This window comes from Mycobacterium bohemicum DSM 44277, assembly GCF_001053185.1.
GTDB lineage: Bacteria > Actinomycetota > Actinomycetes > Mycobacteriales > Mycobacteriaceae > Mycobacterium > Mycobacterium bohemicum.
On the sequence record NZ_CSTD01000001.1, the window covers coordinates 1,353,434 to 1,373,786 of the forward strand.

Consider the following 20,353-nt stretch of genomic DNA (forward strand, 5'->3'; position numbering starts at 1 on the left):
TCACTCATCATCCCCTAACGCGGACAAGGGCTTGCCGATGTTCGCCAGCGGCGTGCGGGATCATTCCACTATGGCCCGCCTGACCGTAATCGCCACCGGAGGGACGATATCGACCACATCCGGCGCCGACGGGGTGCGCCGGCCCAGCCGTAGCGGGGTGGAACTGACCCGATCCGTCGGCGAGGGCCTCGGCGTGGACCTCGACGTGGACGTCGTCGACCTGCTGGCCGTGGACAGCTCCGAACTCACCCTCCCCGACTGGGACCGCATCGGGGCCGCGGTGCGGACCGCGGTCGACGGCGGCGCCGACGGGGTCGTCGTCACCCACGGCACCGACACCCTCGAGGAGACCGCGCTGTGGCTCGAGCTCACCTACGCCGCCGACGCGCCCGTCGTGCTGACGGGCGCCATGCGCAGCGCCGACGCTCCCGACGCCGACGGCCCGGCCAACCTGCGCGACGCGCTGGCGGTGGCGGCCAGCCCGTCCGCCCGGGGCCTCGGGGTGCTGGTGTGTTTCGCCCGCCGCGTGCTGCAGCCGCTGGGCATGACCAAGGTGGCCACCGCAGACCTCAGCGGCTTCACCGGCGAGCTGCTCGGCACGGTGAACGGCGGTGTCACGCTGAACCGGGCCAAGACCCGGCCGTACGCCGGAGAGCTGTGTGCCGCCGCGGCGCCGCGGGTCGACGTCGTCGCGACGTACCTGGGCGGTGACGGGGTGGCCCTCGACGCGTGCGCGACCGCCGGTGCGCGGGCGGTGGTGCTCGAAGCGCTGGGGTCGGGCAACGCGGGTGCCGCGGTGGTCGACGCCGTGCGCCGCCTCTGCCGCGACGGCGTGGTGGTCGCGGTCTCGACCCGGGTTCCCGGCGGCCGGGTTTCGGCCGCCTACGGCCCCGGGCACGACATGGCCGCCGCCGGCGCGCTGGTGGTGCCGAGCCTGCGGCCGCCCCAGGCCCGGGTGCTGCTGATGGCCGCGCTGGCCGCGGGGCTACCGGTGGCCGGGATCCTCAGCCGCTGGGGCTGACGCCGCGTTGGCCTGCAGCAGGCCAATGTAATCCGGCCAGTCCAGGGAGTCGACCGGGTTCGCGCCGGCCAGCTCGGCGGTATCGGCGGGAAACGTGCGGGCCTGCCCCGGCCCCGTACCGCGGGTCTCGAACCGCACGGTGACCACCCCGTGGCCCGCGCCCTGCACCCACCCGTGACCCAGGTGGTGGTGCGCGACATCGTCCCCCACCCGCCACCGGCTGTCGCCGGATGCGGGGGCGAACATGGCCTCGGCCGCGGTTTCGACCGAATGATCGGCGTCGGGGTCCGGCAGCATCAGGTCCGGGAACAGCGACTCCTGGCGGACGTCGCTGAGACCCGAAAAGCCCACGCCGAGAAGGCGAATGGGACCGATGTCGCGCGGGTCGAGCAGCAGGCGGCGGGCCATCGCGGTGAGGGCGCCGGGCTCGGTGGTCGCGTAGGGCAACGTCGCCGAGCGGGTCAGCGTGCTCATGTCGGATTTCTTCAGCTTGACCGTGACGGTGCGCGCGCCGCGCCCGTCGCGCAGCAGGCGTTGGTGGGCGTGTTCGGCGATGGGGCCGATCGCCTCGTGCAGCTGCTCGAGGCTGGTCATGTCCACGGCGAAGGTCGACTCGGCGCTGATCTGCTTGGCCTCGGCGCGCTCGGCGACGGGCCGGTCGTCGATGCCGCGCGCCAGCCGGTGCAGGGCCGGCCCGACGGTGGCCCCGAGGATGTTGGCGGCCTCGGCGTCGGTCAGCGCCGCCAGCTGCCCGATCGTCTCGATGCCGAGCCGGTTCAGCTTCTCCTCGGCGACCGGGCCGATGCCCCACAGCCGCCGCACCGGCAACCCGCCCAGCAGCGCCGCCTCCTCGGCGCGGCGGACGACGCGAATGCCGTCGGGCTTGGCCAGGCCGGACGCGATCTTGGCGACCTGTTTGCCCGAGCCCGCGCCGACTGACGCGGTCAGCCCCGTCTCCTCTTTGACCCGGCGGCGCAGGCCCTCACAGAACTCCTCGACCTCGCGCGCCGACGCCCCGGCGAGCACCGGCGGTTCGGCGAATCCCTCGTCGAAGGACAGCTGCTCGACGACGGGCACCACGGCGCGCACGGTCTCGAAGACGCGCCGGCTGGCCACCCCGTAGACGACCCCGCGCGGCGGCAGAACCACGGCGGTGACGCCGATCATCCGCCGCGCCTGGTGCATCGGCATCGCCGAGCGGGCACCGAACACCCGCGCCTCGTAGCTGGCGCCGGCCACCACACCTCGGCCACCCAGGCCGCCGACCAGCACCGGCCGCCCCCGCAGGGTCGGTCGGGTGAGTTGCTCGACGGACGCGAAGAACGCGTCCATGTCCAGGTGCAGCACCCAGCGGGACTCCACAACCGGAAATGCTATTGGTCTAGCGTCGGGGGGTATGGCGATGAACCTTTGTCACAGGTGGTGCTGCAGCTCCGACCGCTGGGCCGAGGCGGTCGAACGTCATCACCTGCCCTGGGTGCTCGACGGCGTGGACCTCGGCGACAACACCCTGGAGATCGGGCCCGGGTACGGCGCGTTCCTGCGGGTGCTGGTCGACAAGACCGCGCGGCTGACCGCCGTCGAGATCGACCCCGCGATGGCCGAGCGCCTGCGGGACCGCTATGGCGACCGGGCGCTCATCGTCACCGGCGACGGCACCGCCACCGGGCTGCCCGCCGGCGAGTTCAGCTCGGTGGTGTCGTTCACGATGCTGCACCACGTCCCGACCGCGGAACTCCAGGACCGGCTGTTCGCCGAGGCGTTCCGCGTCCTTCGGCCCGGCGGGGTCTTCGCCGGCAGCGACACCGTGACGTCGCTGAAGTTCCGTCTGCTGCACTTCCGCGACACCTGCAACACGGTCTCGCCGGACTCCCTGCCGGATCGCCTGCGGCAAGCGGGATTTGCAGGCGTGGAGGTGGAAGTCCGCGATGGCAGGCAGCGGTGGCGCGCGGTCAAGGCGTCGTGATGGGCACCGAGCCCGCGCCCGCGGAGCGACTGGCGCGCCTGCGCCGGCAGTGGAACGAGCGGTTGGAGCCCGGTGAGCAGTCCACGGTCCTGGCCTGGGCGTCGTTCACCCTGACCTTCGCGGGGCTGCGCGGGCTGACGCACTGGATCCGCGCCGGACACGGACCCTCCGGCGGGGGTGTATCCCTGGGCGGCAAGCACTTTCACCACTACAACATCGGCATCGGGATGCTGGCGACGGTGGCGGGGGTGGGTCTGCGCGGTACCGAGCGGCAACGGCGGCACCCCGCGGCGGCGGTCGCCTATGGTGCGGCGAACGCGATGATCGTCGACGAACTGGCCCTGCTGCTGGACCTCAAGGACGTCTACTGGGCACGGGACGGTCGCGAAAGCGTCGACGTCGCGGTGGGGCTCATCGCGACCGGGGCAACGGTCGTGGCCGGGATGCCGTTCTGGGCACACGCCCACCGCGCCCTGCGGTCGCATCGCTGAACGAAGCGAGGCCGCAGCCCGTGGGTCAGCGGTCGACCGCTTTCATCAGGCCTTGGCGATGCTCACCCGCACGTCGTCGCCGATCTCCGCCGCATCGGCGGGCTCGCCGAATTCGAACCTGGTCGCGAGGATTTCACGGGCGATCAGGTCGCGGTGGGTGTGCGCCCACTGGGCCCGCTCCTCGGGCACGGCCATCACCACGTGGATGCGGTCGGAGACCTCCAGACCGGTCGACTTGCGTAGCTCCTGCAGTTCGCGGATGCGGTCCTTGGCCCACCCCTCGGCCTCCAGCTCCGGCGTGACGGTGCCGTCCAGCACCACCAGACCGGCGCCGTCGGCCAGCGCGGCCGTGTATTCCGGGTCGGCGGCGACGAGCCGGGAGCTGTACTCGTCGGGCTGCAGGACCGCGGGGCCCGCGGTCAGGGTGCCGTCGGGGTTGACGACGCCCTCGCCGGCCTTGACCGCCTTGATGGCGGCCTGCACGTCCTTGCCGAGCCGCGGACCGGCCACGCGGGCGTTGACGGTGAGCTCGAACCGGCCGTAGGCGTCGATCGCGTCGGTCAGCTCGACGCTCTTGACGTTGAGCTCATCGGCGATCAGATCGACGAACGGTTCCAGCATGCGTGGATTGCTCACCGCCACGGTCAGTTTCGGCAGCGGCAGGCGCACTCGCAGTTTCTTGGCCTTGCGCAGCGACGACGCTGCCGAGCACACCTCGCGAACCTGATCCATCGCCGCGACCAGCTCGGGGTCCGCGGGCACGACGCTCTCCTCCGGCCAGTCGGTCAGGTGCACCGAGCGCCCGGCCGTGAGCCCGCGCCAGATGATCTCGGTGACCGAGGGCAGCAGCGGAGCGGCGAGCCGCGCGGTCACCTCCAACACGGTGTGCAGGGTGTCGATCGCGTCGGCATCCTCTTCCCAGAACCGCGAGCGGGACCGCCGCACATACCAATTCGTCAGGGCCTCGGTGAACTGGCGCAGGTGCTCGCAGGCCCGGGAGATGTCGCAGGCCTCCATCTCGGCGGTCAGGTCGTCGCGCAGCACGGCGAGCTTGGCCAGGATGTAGCGATCCAGCACGTGCGCCGAATCGGTGCGCCAGGTGCCGACTTTCGGCGCGTAGAGCGCGAGGAAGCTGTAGGCGTTCCACAGCGGCAGCTGGACCTGCCGAACGCCCTCGCGGATGCCCTGCTCGGTCACGATGAGGTTGCCGCCGCGCAGGATCGGCGACGCCATCAGGAACCAGCGCATGGCATCGGAACCGTCGCGGTCGAACACCTCCGACACGTCGGGGTAGTTGCGCAGCGACTTGCTCATCTTCTGCCCGTCGGAGCCCAGCACGATCCCGTGTGCCACACAGGTTTTGAAGGCGGGGCGATCGAACAGCGCGGTCGCCAGCACGTGCAGGGTGTAGAACCAGCCGCGGGTCTGGCCGATGTACTCGACGATGAAGTCGCCCGGGTAGTGCGCATCCTCCCCTCCGGGCCCGCCCGCGAACCACTCCGCGTTCTCGAACGGATAGTGCACCTGGGCATATGGCATCGAACCGGAGTCGAACCACACGTCGAGCACGTCGGGGATGCGGCGCATCGTGGCGCGCCCGGTCGGGTCATCGGGGTTGGGCCGGGTGAGCTCGTCGATGTAGGGCCGGTGCAGGTTGGTCGGCCGCACCCCGAAGTCGCGCTCCAGCTCGTCGAGGCTGCCGTAGACGTCGATGCGCGGGTAGGCCGGATCGTCGGACTTCCATACCGGAATCGGCGTGCCCCAGTAGCGGTTTCGGGATATCGACCAGTCGCGGGCGCCCTGCAGCCACTTGCCGAACTGGCCGTCTTTGACGTGTTCGGGATACCAGGTGATCTGCTGGTTGAGTTCGACCATGCGGTCGCGGAATTCGGTGACCCGCACAAACCACGATGACACCGCCCGGTAGATCAGCGGGTTGCGGCACCGCCAGCAGTGCGGGTACGGGTGGTCGTAGGTCTCTTGACGCAGCAACACCGCGCCGTTGGCCGCTGCCGGGCCGGTGCCGTTCTTCAGGTCGCGGATGATGTGCGGGTTGGCGTCGAACACGCGCTGGCCCTGGTAATCCGGGACGGTCGCGTCGAACCGGCCCTTGGCGTCGACGGGTGTGACCGGGACGATGCCGACCTTGTCGGTCGTCGCCATGTCGTCCTCGCCGTAGGCCGGCGCCATGTGCACGATCCCGGTGCCGTCGTCGGTGGTCACGAAGTCGCCCGGCAACACCTGAAATGCGTTGGCGGTATCCATGAAATACGGGAACGGCGGCAGGTATCGGATGCCCAGCAGGTCCGCCCCGCGATGGGTGGCCAGGATCTCGGGGTTCTCACCCAATTCGCGCGCGTAGCCGGGCACGCGGGCCTCGGCAATCAGAAACCGGTGCTCACCGGCCCGTACCTGCACATAGGTCACGTCCGGGTTGACCGCGACGGCGAGGTTCGACGGCAGGGTCCACGGCGTTGTCGTCCACACCAGCAGGTAGGCCCCGTCGAGGTCGCCGCCGGTGACCTTGAAGCCCACCGTCAGCGCCGGGTCCTGGCGGCTCTGGTAGACGTCGTCGTCCATCCGCAATTCGTGGTTGGACAGGGGGGTTTCGTCGCGCCAGCAGTAGGGCAGCACCCGGTAGCCCTCGTACGCCAGACCCTTCTCCCACAGTTGGCTGAACGCCCAGATCACCGACTCCATGTACGGCAGATCCAGGGTCTTGTAGTCGTTGTCGAAATCGACCCAGCGCGCCTGGCGGGTCACATACGCCTGCCATTCGTCGGTATAGCGCAGCACCGAGGCGCGACAGGCGTCGTTGAACGCGGCGATCCCCATGTCGTCGATCTGGGATTTGTCCGTGATGCCCAGTTGCCGTTCGACTTCCAGTTCCGCGGGCAGACCGTGGGTGTCCCAGCCGAAACGGCGCTCCACCTGGTAACCGCGCATGGTCCGGTACCGCGGGACGATGTCCTTGACGTAGCCGGTGAGCAGGTGCCCGTAGTGCGGCAGCCCGTTGGCGAACGGCGGTCCGTCATAGAAGACGTATTCTTCGGCGCCGTCGCGGCGCGCCACGCTGGCCCGGAACGTGTCGTCGCGGGCCCAGTAGTCGAGCACCTCGAGCTCGAGGCTCGGGAAGTTCGGCGCGCCGCCGGCCAGCTTCGGGTAACCGGTGATCGAGTCGGTCACGGTGTGCGTCGTCTCCTAGCGGCCAAAATGTCCCCAACTGCCCGAAATGCCATTGCCAGGGACGACGACGCGCTGGCTGCGCGAGCGCCGCGGTACCACCCCGCTTGCCGCGCTCACGCGTGGCCGCTCGATTGCGGCTGTGACGGGCCTACCCGTTCGGTTCTACTGGGCCGTTGCGGCCGTTCTTCCGAAAGCTCCCCGGTGATGGCCGGATCGACGCCGATGGGTCGATTCTACGGAATGCCGCAAATCCGGCGTCACCCGCTCGGGGCCCAGGACAGGCCGCTCCAAGGGGCCACCTGGCCTCAGGTCACGCCTGTGGCCGGGTAGCCCCTTGGAGCAGCGCTCGCTCGCCGTTCATCGACCGAACGGTTTCAGGCCTGCACTTCGAGCACGCCGACCCGCCACAGCGCCGCGTACACGTGGCGCAGCGGGACGCTCAGCAGGCGGGTGGCGCCCTCCACCAGCGGGTCACCGGCGAAAATGGGCTGCTTGATGGCCGGGCGGCCGGCCTTCTCGGGTGCCTGAACCCGGTCGGTGTCGCGGACCACCCTCAGCGGGCGGACGGGCGCGACGGGTGTTACGTCGTCGTAGAAAGCTGCGGTCATGATCGCCTCCTGGGCGGGTTTCGAACGAGGACTATCAGCAACTGACGTGTCCCGTCCCGGGGAGGTTCCGATCCTCCGGAACGCTTCGCCGCCGGGCGACGAGGCGTTTCGACGATTCTTGCCGTTTGGACGACTTACAGTGCGTCGCGCCGGGGAACGGATCGGGACGAAACGTAGTTCGGACTTCGATCCGGACTATCGCTGGAACTCACGTGTCCCTCACCTCCTCACGGCCACGACGCATGCGGTGTGCACGCGTCTACGCGCAGCGGAGAAGCAGAAACCCGACGAATGCCGGACATCCGCACCCCTCTCGTCAGAGCTTTGACACCACACGACGTGTCCGCTGTTCCGGAAGCCACCTGGGCTCAACCCTTAAGCCGGGAGGAGCTGTCCTGACCCGGGGCGTCTTTCGACGTTCGGGGTCAGTGGCCTGTATTCGTGTGGACGCCTCACCTAACGAGGTGCTACCGGACCGATCATGCAGGACGCACCTGGGACGGTCAAATTCCCGGGCCGGTGTTTGGCAATCTTTACGAATTCGTTCAGGAAATCAGTCGGCGACTCTGGGGCGCAGCCCGTCGAGGACCAAGGCGACCACGAAGTCGGCAACCTGGGCGGCGGTGACGTCGTCGTCGGTGTCCAGCCGCCGATGCGCCAGCTGACCCACCAGCGCGGCCAGCGTGTACCCCACCATCCGGGGCGGGGCGGCCACCACCTCGCCGCGCTCTTGGGCTGCGACGACGAAGGTTTCGATGTCGTCGACGAACCGCTCGTAGATGCCGCCCAGGTGCCTTTCGAATCGCTCGCCCAGCGCAGACGGGTCGCGCAGCAGCAGCTTGACGGTGGCCTTGTCGGCCTCGAAGAACTCCAGCGTCGCCCGCACCGCTGCGCGCAGCAGGCCGCGAAGCGCCCGGTGGGGTCCGGCCCCGTCCGGCCCCGACACCGCGGCGCCGATGTGGCTTCGCAGGGCGGCCTCCTCGACCGCCATCAACGCGTCGAAGAGCTCGTCCTTGGACTCGAAGTACCAATAGACCGAGCCATAGGACAGGCCGGCCTGCTTGGCGATGTCGGCGATCGTCGTGTCGTGAAAACCCTTGCGCGCAAACACTCTTTTCGCCGCGGCCATGATCTGGTCGCGCCGCTGCGTCTTGTCCTGCGCACTGACCGCGCGGCGTCTGCGCGTGCCGGTGCTCACCTCTCGACCAGGCCGTCGAGCTTCGCGATCGTGTCGATGAACTCCTCGACCATGTCGAGGACCACGGCGCGCGTGGGACGCACCCGGTTGAGCGAGCCGACGACCTGCCCGACGAAGTAGGTGGCCAGCTCGCGCGCCTTGCCTCCCTGCTGCGCGGCGGCCTGGTTGATCCGCACCTGCGGCTCGCCGACCAGAGCGCTCTGCAGCGGCATACCCAGGGGATCGGGGCTGTCCGGCCGCTCCCATTCGTCGGTCCAGGCGGTGCGCAGCATCCGGGCCGGCTTACCGGTCATCGATCGCGACCGTACGGTGTCCGACGAGCTGGCGGCCAGGAACTTTTCCTTTACCGCGGGCACCGTTTCGGCTTCTTCGGTGGTCAGCCACACCGACCCGCACCACACGCCCTCGGCGCCCAGGGCCAGGGCGGCGGCGATCTGGCGACCGCGGGCGATCCCACCGGCGGCCAGCACCGGGACCGGCGCGACGGCGTCGACCACCTCGGGGACCAGCACCATGGTCGCCACATCGCCGGTGTGGCCGCCGGCCTCGGTGCCCTGCGCGACGATCAGGTCGACGCCGGCGGCCGCATGGCGCTGCGCGTGGCGCGTGCTGCCGGCCAGGGCGGCCACCAGTACGCCGTGGTCGTGCGCGCGATCGACAAGGTCGGCCGGTGGCGGGCCCAGGGCGCTCGCTATCAACCGAATGTCGTGCGCGAAGGCCACTTCCAGCAATGGTTCGTAGCCCTTGGGCGAGATGTTGAGCCCGCCCGACGACCCGCGCGGCGGCTCCGCGGGCGCGGTGATGCCATAGCGGGCCAGCAGGTCCTCGACGAACGCGCGGTGCTCCTCGGGCAGCAGCTCGCGGGCCTGCTTGTTGTCGATCCCGCCCTGCTCGGCGCCGACGTACTTGGGCGGCAACAGCAGGTCGACCCCGAACGGCTTGCCGCCGGTCTGCTCCTCGATCCAGGTCAGTTCACTCTCCAGCCGCTTCGGGCTGTGCGCGACGGCGCCCAGGACTCCGAATCCACCCGCGTTGGTCACCGCCGCGACCACGTCGCGGCAGTGGCTGAACGCGCAGATGGGGAACTCGACACCAAGCATCTCGGCGATACGGGTACGCATTGCGACGACGCTAGGAGTTACTGATTGATAAGTCAATCAACTGGACGGCTACAAGGTGGGCGGAGCCTCCGGCGCGCTACCGTCCGGCGGCCAGCTCGACACCCCTTCCTCCAGGGGGACCTCGAGGCTCCGCAGCATCGAGGCGACCATCCGCCACGCGCCGATGGCTGCGACCAGTTCAACCAGAACCGTTGCGTCGCCGCGCAATTCGCGTTCGCAGGCGACCCAGCTCGCCCGGCTGATCGCGCCGTCACGCACCACGTCGTCGGTGGCCGCCAGGACGGCGCGCTCGGCGGGCCCGAACCCCTCGTGCGACTGCCAGTCCCGCACGCCGAGCAGATCGTCGGGCGTTACGCCCAGCCCCGATGCCACCCGCCAGTGCTGGGTCCACTCGTACTCGCTGGCGGTCAGCCACCCGATCCGCATGATCACCAGTTCCCGCAGCCTCGGGTCCAGCGCGCCGTGCCAGAGCATGGTGGCGAGCAGATCGTTGATGGCCCGCGCGAGCGCCGGATGGTGCAAGAGGACCTGGAAGATGCTGAGTTCGGCCATGTAGTCGGGAACCGCGGCCTCGTCGGCGGCAGCCTTGGCCTCGTCGACCGGCAGGAGCGGTATGCGGGGCGTGGACTTCGGCCGGGACATCGCGAACACTCCGTCTGCTGGCGGGACACCTGCGCGTGCACCGGTAATGGTAGCCAGCGACGCTTCGGCGGCGTTCGATCCCAGACGTCCCAGTTCGACGCGGTCGCCACCCTGGCCGGCGCGGTTCCCCGCCCGCTCCGCGGTGCCGGCGCCGCGCACCCATGAGCCTCCGGGGCCGATCGGGCGGGGTCGGCAGATCCCGATCGTAAGAAATTATTCGTTTTCACACGCGGTCAGGTAATGGCCTCTAACATAGGCGCGATCGGGCATCGACGATGCAACGATTTGGCGCGGGTAATTGGACATAGCCTGGCCTTTACGGGCTTAGGGTTATTTGTTGCGCCTTTGTTGCGCCAAGCTTCCCGACGTTCGCGAGCAACGGTGTGCTGCGGCGGCGGGGGCTCCTGTTACATGCGTCACCGCGGCGCGTGCCGACGGCCGCTGGATGGGGTCCCTCTTTACCGGCACCCCGGTGACGAAAAGCTCCGCGGGATTCGAAAGTCGCGGACACCTTTGGCGCACAACACCTCCGGCTGTGGCCATAACGGCAGCGTAACGGGCCAATCACGGTCCGAACTCTCTTGATTGACGGATCGGCAACACCCGCAGGGTGGGCACCCGAGTGTGACCTCGATCACGCAGGGGGCGCCTTTGGGCCGTGTTAATTTTTTGTACGAACGCCCGATTTTTCCACGGACGCCGAGCTAAGCCGCTACGCTCCAGATCGCGTCAGCTTCTTACAGTTCGTTCGACATGGGGGTCGGTGGGTTTTTCGCGCGGGGTGACGCACTTCGCAGTTCGCACAGAAAAACTCAGCGATATTTCTCGAAGCCCTGATAAGAGCGTGCAGCAGTGATAGGAACTTGGGGATAGGCAAGGAGAGGTGAAGGAACGTGGATAGGGCAGGCAAGACTCCGGTTGCTGTCATCGGGATGGCATGCCGGCTGCCGGGGGGCATCAACTCCCCTGACCTCTTTTGGGAAGCGTTGCTGCGGGGGGACGACTTTGTCAAGGAGATCCCCGGCGACCGCTGGGACGTCGACTACTACTACGACCCCGAGCCTGGCGTGCCCGGGCGGTCCGTGTGCAAGTGGGGCTCGTTCCTGAACGACGTCGGCGACTTCGATCCAGAGTTCTTCGGTATCACCGAAAAAGAAGCCACCGCGATGGACCCCCAGCACCGGCTGCTGATGGAAACCGCCTGGGAGGCCATGGAACACGCCGGTCTCACCAAGGACACCATCGCCAAGCAGACCGGCGTCTTCGTCGGATTGAATTACGGCGACTACCAATTCGTGCACATTGCCACCGACGCCTTCGACGGGCCCTACGGCAACCCCGGCACGATCTCCTGCATGGCGTCCGGACGGATCGCCTACGCGCTCGGGCTGCACGGCCCCGCCTCCACCGTCGACACCGCCTGCTCTTCGGGCCTGTACGCCATCCACCAGGCCTGCCTCAGCCTCAACGACGGCGAGAGCGAGCTCGCGTTCGCCGGCGGCGTGAACGTGATGATGGAGCCGCGCAGGTCGGCGTCCGCGTCGGCGGGCGGCATGCTGTCGGGCACGGGGCACTGCCACGCGTTCGACATCAAGGCCGACGGCTTCGTCTCCGGCGAGGGTTGCGTGGTGCTGCTGCTCAAGCGCCTGCCGGACGCGCAGCGCGACGGCGACCGGATCCTGGGTGTGATCCGTGCCACGGCCGCCAACCAGGACGGCCACACCATGAACATCGCGATGCCCTCGGGCGAGGCGCAGGCGGCGGTCTACCGTGCGGCGCTGGCCGAGGCCGGCGTCGACGCCGCGACGGTCGGCATGGTCGAGGCGCACGGCACGGGAACCCCGGTCGGTGACCCGATCGAATTCTCAAGCCTCGCCGAGGTATACGGCATCGGTAACCCGTGCGTGCTCGGGGCTTCGAAGACGAACTTCGGACACCTCCAGGCGGCCGCGGGTGCGCTGGGGATGATGAAAGCGGTGCTGTCGGTCCAGCACGGTGTCGTGCCCAAGAACCTGCACTTCGAGGCCCTGCCCGAGGAAATGGCCCGCATCGAGAGCGGGCTCTTCGTTCCGGAGGAGACCACGCGTTGGCCGCTGGCCGGCGGACAGCCCCGCCGCGCGGCCGTGTCGGCCTACGGCATCTCCGGAACCAACGTGCACGCCATCGTGGAGCAGGCCCCAGAACCCCTGTCCCGCAACGGCGCCGCCATCCTGTCCAGCCACGGCGACACCATGCTGTTCCCGCTGTCGTCGTCGTCGGCCGAAGGCCTGCAGGCGACCGCCGAGCGGCTTGCCGACTGGGTCGAGGCCCGGGGATCGAAGCTGGCTGCGCCGGACCTGGCCTACACGCTGGCGCGCCGGCGCGGACACCGCTCAGTGCGGACGGCCGTACTGGCCGGCAACAACGCCGAACTGATAGCGGCGCTGCGGGAGGTCGCCAACGGCGACGCCATCTACTCCGAAGTCGTCGGTCAGGAGGAACGGGGCCCGGTCTGGGTGTTCTCCGGCCAGGGATCGCAGTGGGCCGGTATGGGCGCGGACCTGCTGGCCAACGAGCCGGCGTTCGCGGCGACCATCGCCGAGTTGGAGCCGCTGATCGCAAGCGAATCCGGTTTCTCGGTGACCGAGGCGCTGACCGCTCCCGAGAAGGTGAGCGGCATCGACCGGGTGCAGCCGACCATCTTCGCCATGCAGGTGGCGCTCGCCGCCACGATGAAGTCCTACGGCGTCGAGCCCGGCGCCGTGATCGGCCACTCGATGGGCGAGTCCGCGGCCGCGGTGGTCGCGGGGGCGCTTTCGCTCGAAGACGGGGTGCGTGTCATCTGCCGGCGCTCGAAGCTGATGACCAAGATCTCCGGGTCCGGGGCGATGGCCTCGGTGGAACTGCCTGCCCAGCAGGTGCTTTCGGAGCTGATGGCGCGCGGCGTCGATGACGCGGTGGTGGCGGTGGTGGCCTCCCCGCAGTCCACCGTGATCGGCGGCGCCACCGAGACGGTCCGCGAGCTGGTCGCGGCGTGGGAGCAGCGCGAGATCATGGCCCGGGAGGTGGCCGTCGACGTGGCGTCGCACTCGCCCCAGGTCGACCCGATCCTCGACGAGCTGTATGACGTCCTTGCCGAGATCGAGCCGCTGACCCCGGAGATCCCGTACTACTCGGCCACCTCCTTCGACCCGCGCGAAGAGCCGTACTGCGACGCCAACTACTGGGTCGACAACCTGCGCCACACGGTTCGCTTCTCGGCGGCCGTGCAGGCGGCCCTGGAGGACGGGTACCGGGTGTTCGGCGAGCTGGCACCCCACCCGCTGCTGACCCACGCCGTCGACCAGACGGCCCGGAGCCTGGACATGACGGTGGCTGCGCTGGCCGCCATGCGGCGCGAGCAGCCGCTGCCCAACGGGATGCGCGGCCTGCTCGGCGACCTGTTCTCCACCGGTGCCACGGTCGACTTCTCCGTGCTCTACCCGCACGGGCACCTTGTCGACGCTCCTCTGCCGGCGTGGACGCACCGGACCTTGCTGCTGAGCCGCGAGGGCCACAGCTCGGGCGCGCTGCGCTCCAGCGTTGCCGTGCACCCGCTGATGGGTCAGCACGTGCGCCTGCCCGAGGAGCCCGAACGCCACGTGTGGCAGGCCGATATCGGCACCGCGACGCTGCCCTGGCTGGGCGACCACCAGGTGCACGGCACCGCGACGCTGCCGGGAGCGGCCTACTGCGAGATGGCGCTGGCCGCGGCCCGCACCGTCTTCGGTGACGCCTCCACCGTCCGCGACGTCCGGTTCGAGCAGATGCTCCTGCTGGACGACGAGACCCAGATCAGCCTCACCGCCACCGCCGAGGTGCCCGGCACCCTCACGTTCGTCGTGGAGACCAATGAGGACGGCGTCCAGGCACGCCGCGCGTCGGCGGTGCTCGAGGGCGTGGAGGGCTCGGAGGGCTCGGAGGGCGTGGAGGACGCGGAAACCGAAGCGGTCCCGGCCGCTCTCGACATCGAGGCCCTGCTGGCCGCGCACCCGAGCCGGATCGAAGGCTCCGACCTGCGCGACGCCATGGACATGTGCGGGATTCAGTACGGCCCGGCCTTCACGGGCCTGGGCGCGGCGCACACCGCCGAGGAAACCGGCACGTCGGTGCTCGCCGAAATCGGCCTGCCCAGCGTGATCCGCACGCAGCAGACCAACTACGGCGTGCACCCCGCGCTGCTGGACGCGTGCTTCCAGTCGGTGGCCGCCCACCCGAGCGTCGCGAACGCGAGCCTGGGCGGGCTGCTCCTGCCACTGGGCGTCCGCGAGCTGCGGACCTACGGCCCGGTCCACGGCGCCCGCTACTGCTACTCGCGGGTGACCGCGGCGAGCGGCGGCTCCGTCGAGGCCGACCTCGACGTCCTGGACAAGCACGGCGCGGTGCTGCTGGCCGTGCGCGGGCTGCAGATGGGCACCGGCATCTCACCCAGTGGTGAGCGGGCCCGCGTCATGAACGAGCGGCTGCTCACGGTCGAATGGCAGCAGCGGCAACTGCCCGAGGTGGCGACCACCGAGGCCGGTTCGTGGCTGCTGGTCAGCACGTCGGACGCCGCGGACCTGGTCGCGGCGGCCTACACCGACGCGCTCAAGCTGCATGACGCCGACTGCGTGACACTGTCCTGGCCGCAGCACGCCGAGCACTCGGTCATCGCCACGCGGCTGCACGACCAGATCGCGCGCGGCGGATTCACCGGGGTGGTGATCCTCACCTCCGCGAAGAACGGCACTCCCGACGAGGAGTCGCCGAGCCGGGGCGGCGACTATGTGCGGCACCTGGTGCGCATCGCGCGCGAGCTGCCCGAGATCCAGGGCGAGGCGCCCCGCCTCTACGTCGTCACCCGGAGCGCGCAGACGGTGCTGCCCGAGGACGTTCCCAACCTCGAGCAGGGCGGCCTGCGCGGCCTGCTGCGGGTGATCGGTGCGGAGCACCCGCACCTGCACACCACGCACATCGACGTCGACGAGCAGACCGGCCCCGAGCAGGTGGTTCGCCAGCTGCTGCTGGCCGGCACGGACGAGGACGAGACGGCCTGGCGCAACGACGAGTGGTACACCGCGCGCCTGTGCCCCTCTCCCCTGCGGCCCGAGGAGCGGTTGACCACCGTCGCGGCCCACGAGAGCGACGGAATCCGTATGCAGATCCGCACGCCGGGTGACCTGCAGACGATGGAGTTCGCGGCGTTCGACCGGGTTCCGCCGGGACCCGGGCAGATCGAGGTCGCGGTGACGGCGTCGAGCATCAACTTCGCCGACGTCCTCAACGCGTTCGGCCGCTACCAGAGCCTCGACGGGATCCTGCCGAAGCTGGGGACCGACTTCGCCGGCGTGGTGTCGGCCGTCGGGCCCGACGTCACCAACCACAAGGTCGGCGACCACGTCGGCGGCATGTCACCGGCGGGCTGCTGGGCGACGTTCGTCACCTGCGACGCGCGCCTGGCCACCAAGCTGCCGGAGGGGCTGACCGACGCCCAGGCCGCCGCGGTGACCACCGCGCACGCCACCGCCTGGTACGGGCTGAATGACCTGGCCCGCATCAAGGCCGGCGACAAGGTGCTGATCCACTCCGGAACCGGGGGCGTCGGCCAGGCCGCGATCGCCATCGCTCGCGCTGCGGGTGCCGAGATCTTCGCCACCGCGGGCAGCGAGAAGCGCCGACAGATGTTGCGCGACATGGGCATTACACATGTGTACGACTCGCGCAGCGTTGACTTCGCCGACCAGATCCGCCACGACACCGACGGCTACGGCGTCGACATCGTGCTCAACTCGGTGACCGGGGCCGCGCAACTGGCCGGGCTCAAGCTGCTGGCGCTCGGTGGCCGGTTCGTCGAGATCGGCAAGCGGGACATCTACGGGGACACCAAGCTTGGCCTCTTCCCGTTCCGTCGCAACCTCGCGTTCTGGGGTGTCGACCTGGGCCTGATGTCGGTCAGCCACCCCCAGGAGGTCAGCGAAATCCTCGGCACGGTCTACCGGCTGACCGCTGAGGGCAAGCTGCCGATGCCGGAGAGCACGCACTACCCGCTGGCCGAGGCGGCCACGGCGATCCGGGTGATGAGCGCGGCCGAGCACACCGGCAAGCTCATCCTCGACATCCCGCAGGCCGGCCGCAGCAGCGTGGTGTTGCCGCCCGAGCAGGCACCGGTGTTCCGCCGCGACGGCTCGTACATCATCACCGGCGGTCTCGGCGGTCTGGGCCTGTTCCTGGCCGAGAAGATGGCCGCGGCCGGCGCCGGCCGGATCGTGCTCAGCTCCCGTTCCCAGCCGACGCTGAAGGCTTTGGAGACAATCGAACTCGTCCGTTCGATCGGCTCCGACGTGGTGGTTGAGTGCGGCGACATCGCCCACGGCGACACCGCGGAGCGACTGGTCGCGACGGCGACCGCGACGGGGCTGCCGCTGCGCGGTGTGCTGCACGCCGCCGCGGTGGTCGAGGACGCGACGCTGACCAACATCACCGACGAGTTGGTCGACCGCGACTGGGCACCCAAGGTGTACGGCGCGTGGAACCTGCACCAGGCCACCGCATCTGCGGATCTGGACTGGTTCTGCTCCTTCTCCTCGGCGGCCGCCCTGCTGGGCTCGCCGGGGCAGGGGGCCTACGCCGCGGCCAACAGCTGGCTGGACGCCTTCACCTACTGGCGCCGCGCGCAGGGCCTGCCGGCCACCTCGATCGCCTGGGGCGCCTGGGGTGAGATCGGCCGCGGCGCAGGCTTTGCCGAGGGCAGCGGCGCGGCGATCACTCCCGACGAGGGGGCCTACGCCTTCGAGTCGCTGCTGCGCCACGACCGCGCGTACACGGGCTACACCCCGCTGATCGGGACCCCGTGGATCGCGTCCTTCGCGGAACGCAGCAAGTTCCTGGAGATGTTCAAGTCCGCGGGAGAAAAGCGTTCGGGGTCAAGCAAGTTGCGCGCCGAACTGGCCGAACTGCCCCTCGACGAATGGCCCAGCCGGCTGCGGCGGCTGCTCGCCGAGCAGATCGGACTGATTCTTCGACGGAATATCGATCCAGATCATCCATTATCGGAGTACGGACTCGACTCTCTAGGTAACCTGGAACTGCGGACGCACATCGAATCGCAAACAGGGGTGCGCATCACCTCCGCCGACATCACGACTGTTCGGGGGCTGGCCGATCACCTCTTCGACAAGCTGGCGCCCAAAGAGGGCGCGCCGGCGTAACGACGAGGGCGAAGAGGGCGAAATGACCTGTACGGCAGGGGTTGGAACAGAGGAGGGAAACGTGTTCATCGGAGGAGGCTCTGAGCACGACAGCCTGCGAGTTGGGAACTCTTACGACTGGGACCCGGGATCGGGCACCGTCGTGACGTGGCAACCGACCCCCGGATGTGTCGCCAAGGCGCGGCAGGCGCCGGTCAGCCCCGTCCCGCCCAGCTCCATGCAGGCCGGCCACCTCCGCGGTTTCGTCGAGTTCCGCGAGAAGGGTCTCGACTACTCCCGGGCCGTCATGGGCTCCTGGGATGTCCCGGGTAAGTGCGACGTCCGGGCGATGACGTACGTGATCAACGCTCACCTTCGCCGTCACGCGACCTACCACAGCTGGTTCGAGTACAAGGATGAGAACAACATCATCCGGCACACGATGAAGAACCCGCGCGACATCCAGTTCGTCGCAAAGCCGTACGGCGAGATGACCCAGCAGGAATGGCACGACCACGTCTCTGCGACGCCAGATCCGTTGCAGTGGGACTGCTTCCGCTTCGGCATCATCCAATACGAGGACCGCTTCGCGCTGTACGCGGTCGTCGACCACCTGCACTGCGACCCGGTCCTGATCGCCGGCCTCTACGTCGAGATCGTGATGAACTACACCGCGATCCTCGAGGGCAAGGCGCCCGTGGCGCTGCCGCCGGCCGCCAGCTACGACGACTTCTGCTTGCGCGAGCACGAAACGGTGTCGTCCATGACGCTGGATTCACCGGAGGTGCGCACGTGGGTGGAGTTCGCCGAGGCCAACGGCGGGACGCTGCCGGACTTCCCGTTGCCGCTCGGTGACCAGTCCATCCCGTGCGGCGGCGACGTCCATGTGGAGCAGTTGCTCGGCCCCGACCAGACGGCACAGTTCGAAGCCCTGTGCCAGCGGGCCGGCGCCCGGTTCAGCGGTGGGCTGTTCGCCTGCGCCGCACTGGCCAACTACGAATTGTGCGGCGCGGAAACCTATTACGGGCTGACCCCCACCGACAAGCGCAAGAGCCCGGCGGACTTCATGACGGTCGGCTGGTTCACCGGCGTCGTGCCCTTCACGGTTCCCGTCGACCCGAATTCGTTCGAGGAGACCGCCCGCGCCGCGCAGGCATCCTTCGACGCCAACATGCACTGCGCGAACGTGCCCTACGACCGCGTGCTCGAGCTGGCCCCGTGGCTGAAGCAGCACGGCCCGCAGTTCACCATGATGAGCTACATGGACGCGGGGCTTCCTCCCCTGTCGGCCATCGTCGCGACCGCGATCGACGGCGTGAACGCCACCGCCTTCACCGACGGCCGCAGCCCGGCGTACATGTACTCGACGGTTTTCCGTCTGTTCGACGAGGTTTCGATCATGGTGTCCTACCCGAACAACCCGATCGCGCGGGAGTCGGTGATGCGCTTCACCGCACAGATGAAGTCGGTGTTCGCGCGGGTGGTCGCGGGCAGCATGGCGGGGGTTCCGGTTCGCGTAGCGCGGTGAACTTCGCCGGACTGACGTATCGAACGCACGGAAAGTGACCAGCTGAATGCCGGCCATGAAAGCTGTCCTGGCGGTCCACGGCACCCGCGGCGACGTCGAGCCCTGCGCCGCGGTTGCCGCGGAGCTGCAGCGGCGGGGGCACGACGTCCGAATGGCCGTGCCGCCCAACCTGATCGGGTTCGTTGAGTCGGCCGGGCTGAGGGCGGTTGCCTACGGCCCGGATTCGCACGCGCAGCTGGACGAGGAGATCTTCCGAAGCTTCTGGCGCATCCAGAATCCGCTCGCCATCCTGCGCCCGGGCGCCGAATTCCTCACCCGTGGCTGGGCGGAGATGAGCACCACCCTGGTGTCGCTGGCCGAGGGCGCCGACCTGCTCGTGTCGGGCCAGACCTATCAGGGCGTCGTCGCCAATGTGTCGGAGCACCTGAACATTCCGATGGCCGCGCTGCACTACTTCCCGCAGCGGGTGCACGGCCATCTCGTTCCGTTCGTGCCGCCGCCGGTGAACCGCACGGCGATGAGGCTGCTCTACGGGTTCTATTGGTGGATGACCAAGGACGCCGAGGAAGCCCAGCGCCGCGCGTTGGGCCTGCCGCCGACCCGGGTCTCGTCCGCGAAACGCATCGAACGCGGATCGCTGGAGATCCAGGGATACGACGACATCTACTTCCCCGGCCTGAAAGAGGAATGGGGCGGGCGGCGCCCGTTTGTCGGCGCGTTGACGCTGGAGTTGCCCACCTCCACCGACGACGAGGTCGCCGCGTGGGTCGCCGACGGGCCCGCGCCGATCTATTTCGGCTTCGGCAGCATGCGGGTCGAATCTCCCGCCGACACGGTCGCGCTGATCAGCGAGGTCTGCGCCGAATTGGGCACGCGGGCCCTGATCTGCGGCGGGGTCACCGATGTCAACGGCGTGCCGCAGCCCGACAACGTCAAGGTGGTCAGCGAGGTCAACCACGCGGCGATATTTCCCCACTGCCGCGCCGTCGTCCACCACGGCGGCCCGGGGACGCTCGCGGCCGGCATGAAGGCCGGCGTCCCGACGCTGGTGCTCTGGATCAGCGCCGAACAGCCGGTGTGGGCGGCTCAGGTGATCAAGCTCAAGATCGGCAAGGCCCGGCGCTTCGCGGGAACCACCAAGAAGACGCTGGTCAAGGACTTGCGCGCCATCCTTGCGCCCGACTACGTCAATCGCGCGCGCGAGATGGCCACGCGCATGACCCCGTCGGCCGTCAGCGTCGGCAAGGCCGCCGACCTGCTCGAGAATGAAGTCTTTCGGGGCTCCCAGCCGGCATCGGCAGGAGGCACCGAAAAAGCCCGCTGAGCGGTCGATTTCGGCCGACGGCGGCAGGAGCAAACCAGGGGAAACGTCACGCTAGGGTCACGATTGAATTCGAATTGTGATTCA

12 protein-coding genes and 1 riboswitch are annotated in these 20,353 nt (G+C 69.1%); of the genes, 6 read left to right on the forward strand and 6 right to left on the reverse strand.

Annotated elements, in window-relative coordinates; translation table 11 throughout:
• The first annotated feature begins 70 nt into the window (after positions 1–70).
• Complete coding sequence (locus BN971_RS06155; protein WP_085180262.1) at positions 71–1,021, forward strand: asparaginase; 951 nt, start codon at positions 71–73, stop codon at positions 1,019–1,021.
• On the opposite strand, the gene BN971_RS06160 is transcribed toward BN971_RS06155, so the two are convergent.
• On the reverse strand, positions 986–2,383 hold the full coding sequence (locus tag BN971_RS06160; RefSeq protein WP_085180263.1) for a DNA polymerase IV: 1,398 nt from the start codon (positions 2,381–2,383) through the stop codon (positions 986–988). The genes BN971_RS06155 and BN971_RS06160 overlap by 36 nt on opposite strands.
• Before the next feature lie 34 nt (positions 2,384–2,417).
• Here BN971_RS06160 and BN971_RS06165 point away from each other — a divergent pair, with 34 nt between their 5' ends.
• Entirely contained in the window at positions 2,418–2,987 is a 570-nt protein-coding gene (locus BN971_RS06165) for a class I SAM-dependent methyltransferase (protein ID WP_085180264.1), read from the forward strand.
• Positions 2,987–3,478 carry a hypothetical protein gene (locus tag BN971_RS06170; RefSeq protein ID WP_085180265.1) on the forward strand — a complete coding sequence of 164 codons (492 nt, stop codon included), beginning with the start codon at positions 2,987–2,989 and terminating at the stop codon, positions 3,476–3,478. The genes BN971_RS06165 and BN971_RS06170 overlap by 1 nt, the downstream gene beginning before the upstream one ends.
• A gap of 45 nt (positions 3,479–3,523) precedes the next feature.
• On the opposite strand, the gene ileS is transcribed toward BN971_RS06170, so the two are convergent.
• From ileS to BN971_RS06195, 5 genes are all read right to left on the reverse strand, one after another.
• Positions 3,524–6,652 carry an isoleucine--tRNA ligase gene (ileS, locus tag BN971_RS06175; RefSeq protein ID WP_372511890.1) on the reverse strand — a complete coding sequence of 1,043 codons (3,129 nt, stop codon included), beginning with the start codon at positions 6,650–6,652 and terminating at the stop codon, positions 3,524–3,526.
• Between the two features lie 386 nt (positions 6,653–7,038).
• Entirely contained in the window at positions 7,039–7,272 is a 234-nt protein-coding gene (locus BN971_RS06180) for an Rv1535 family protein (RefSeq protein WP_085180267.1), read from the reverse strand.
• A 301-nt stretch (positions 7,273–7,573) separates the two neighbouring features.
• A riboswitch (M-box (ykoK) riboswitch) is annotated at positions 7,574–7,743 on the reverse strand.
• Between the two features lie 82 nt (positions 7,744–7,825).
• Positions 7,826–8,470 (reverse strand): TetR/AcrR family transcriptional regulator, encoded by a 645-nt coding sequence (locus BN971_RS06185; RefSeq protein ID WP_245836633.1) that lies wholly within the window; start codon positions 8,468–8,470, stop codon positions 7,826–7,828.
• Complete coding sequence (locus tag BN971_RS06190) at positions 8,467–9,591, reverse strand: NAD(P)H-dependent flavin oxidoreductase (protein ID WP_085180268.1); 1,125 nt, start codon at positions 9,589–9,591, stop codon at positions 8,467–8,469. Before BN971_RS06190 ends, BN971_RS06185 begins: the two co-directional genes overlap by 4 nt.
• A 48-nt stretch (positions 9,592–9,639) precedes the next feature.
• On the reverse strand, positions 9,640–10,233 hold the full coding sequence (locus tag BN971_RS06195) for a carboxymuconolactone decarboxylase family protein (protein WP_085180552.1): 594 nt from the start codon (positions 10,231–10,233) through the stop codon (positions 9,640–9,642).
• 932 nt (positions 10,234–11,165) lie between these two features.
• Here BN971_RS06195 and pks2 point away from each other — a divergent pair.
• From pks2 to BN971_RS06210, 3 genes are all read left to right on the forward strand, one after another.
• Positions 11,166–17,438: a sulfolipid-1 biosynthesis phthioceranic/hydroxyphthioceranic acid synthase gene (gene pks2 / locus BN971_RS06200; RefSeq protein ID WP_245836652.1), complete on the forward strand. Its 6,273-nt coding sequence runs from the start codon at positions 11,166–11,168 to the stop codon at positions 17,436–17,438.
• A gap of 61 nt (positions 17,439–17,499) precedes the next feature.
• Complete coding sequence (locus BN971_RS06205) at positions 17,500–18,945, forward strand: condensation domain-containing protein (RefSeq protein WP_090349871.1); 1,446 nt, start codon at positions 17,500–17,502, stop codon at positions 18,943–18,945.
• A gap of 55 nt (positions 18,946–19,000) precedes the next feature.
• Positions 19,001–20,269 (forward strand): glycosyltransferase, encoded by a 1,269-nt coding sequence (locus BN971_RS06210; RefSeq protein WP_085180271.1) that lies wholly within the window; start codon positions 19,001–19,003, stop codon positions 20,267–20,269.
• The last annotated feature ends 84 nt before the right edge of the window (positions 20,270–20,353 follow it).

What these genes read in the sequence shown, in the direction of transcription:
- BN971_RS06210 (WP_085180271.1), top strand. Translation starts at nt 19,001, where the DNA reads ATGAAAGCTGTCCTGGCGGTCCACGGCACCCGCGGCGACGTCGAGCCC.
- BN971_RS06155 (WP_085180262.1), top strand. Translation starts at nt 71, where the DNA reads ATGGCCCGCCTGACCGTAATCGCCACCGGAGGGACGATATCGACCACA.
- BN971_RS06195 (WP_085180552.1), bottom strand. Translation starts at nt 10,233, where the DNA reads ATGTCCCGGCCGAAGTCCACGCCCCGCATACCGCTCCTGCCGGTCGAC.
- BN971_RS06180 (WP_085180267.1), bottom strand. Translation starts at nt 7,272, where the DNA reads ATGACCGCAGCTTTCTACGACGACGTAACACCCGTCGCGCCCGTCCGC.
- pks2 (WP_245836652.1), top strand. Translation starts at nt 11,166, where the DNA reads ATGGCATGCCGGCTGCCGGGGGGCATCAACTCCCCTGACCTCTTTTGG.
- BN971_RS06165 (WP_085180264.1), top strand. Translation starts at nt 2,418, where the DNA reads ATGGCGATGAACCTTTGTCACAGGTGGTGCTGCAGCTCCGACCGCTGG.
- BN971_RS06190 (WP_085180268.1), bottom strand. Translation starts at nt 9,591, where the DNA reads ATGCGTACCCGTATCGCCGAGATGCTTGGTGTCGAGTTCCCCATCTGC.
- BN971_RS06170 (WP_085180265.1), top strand. Translation starts at nt 2,987, where the DNA reads ATGGGCACCGAGCCCGCGCCCGCGGAGCGACTGGCGCGCCTGCGCCGG.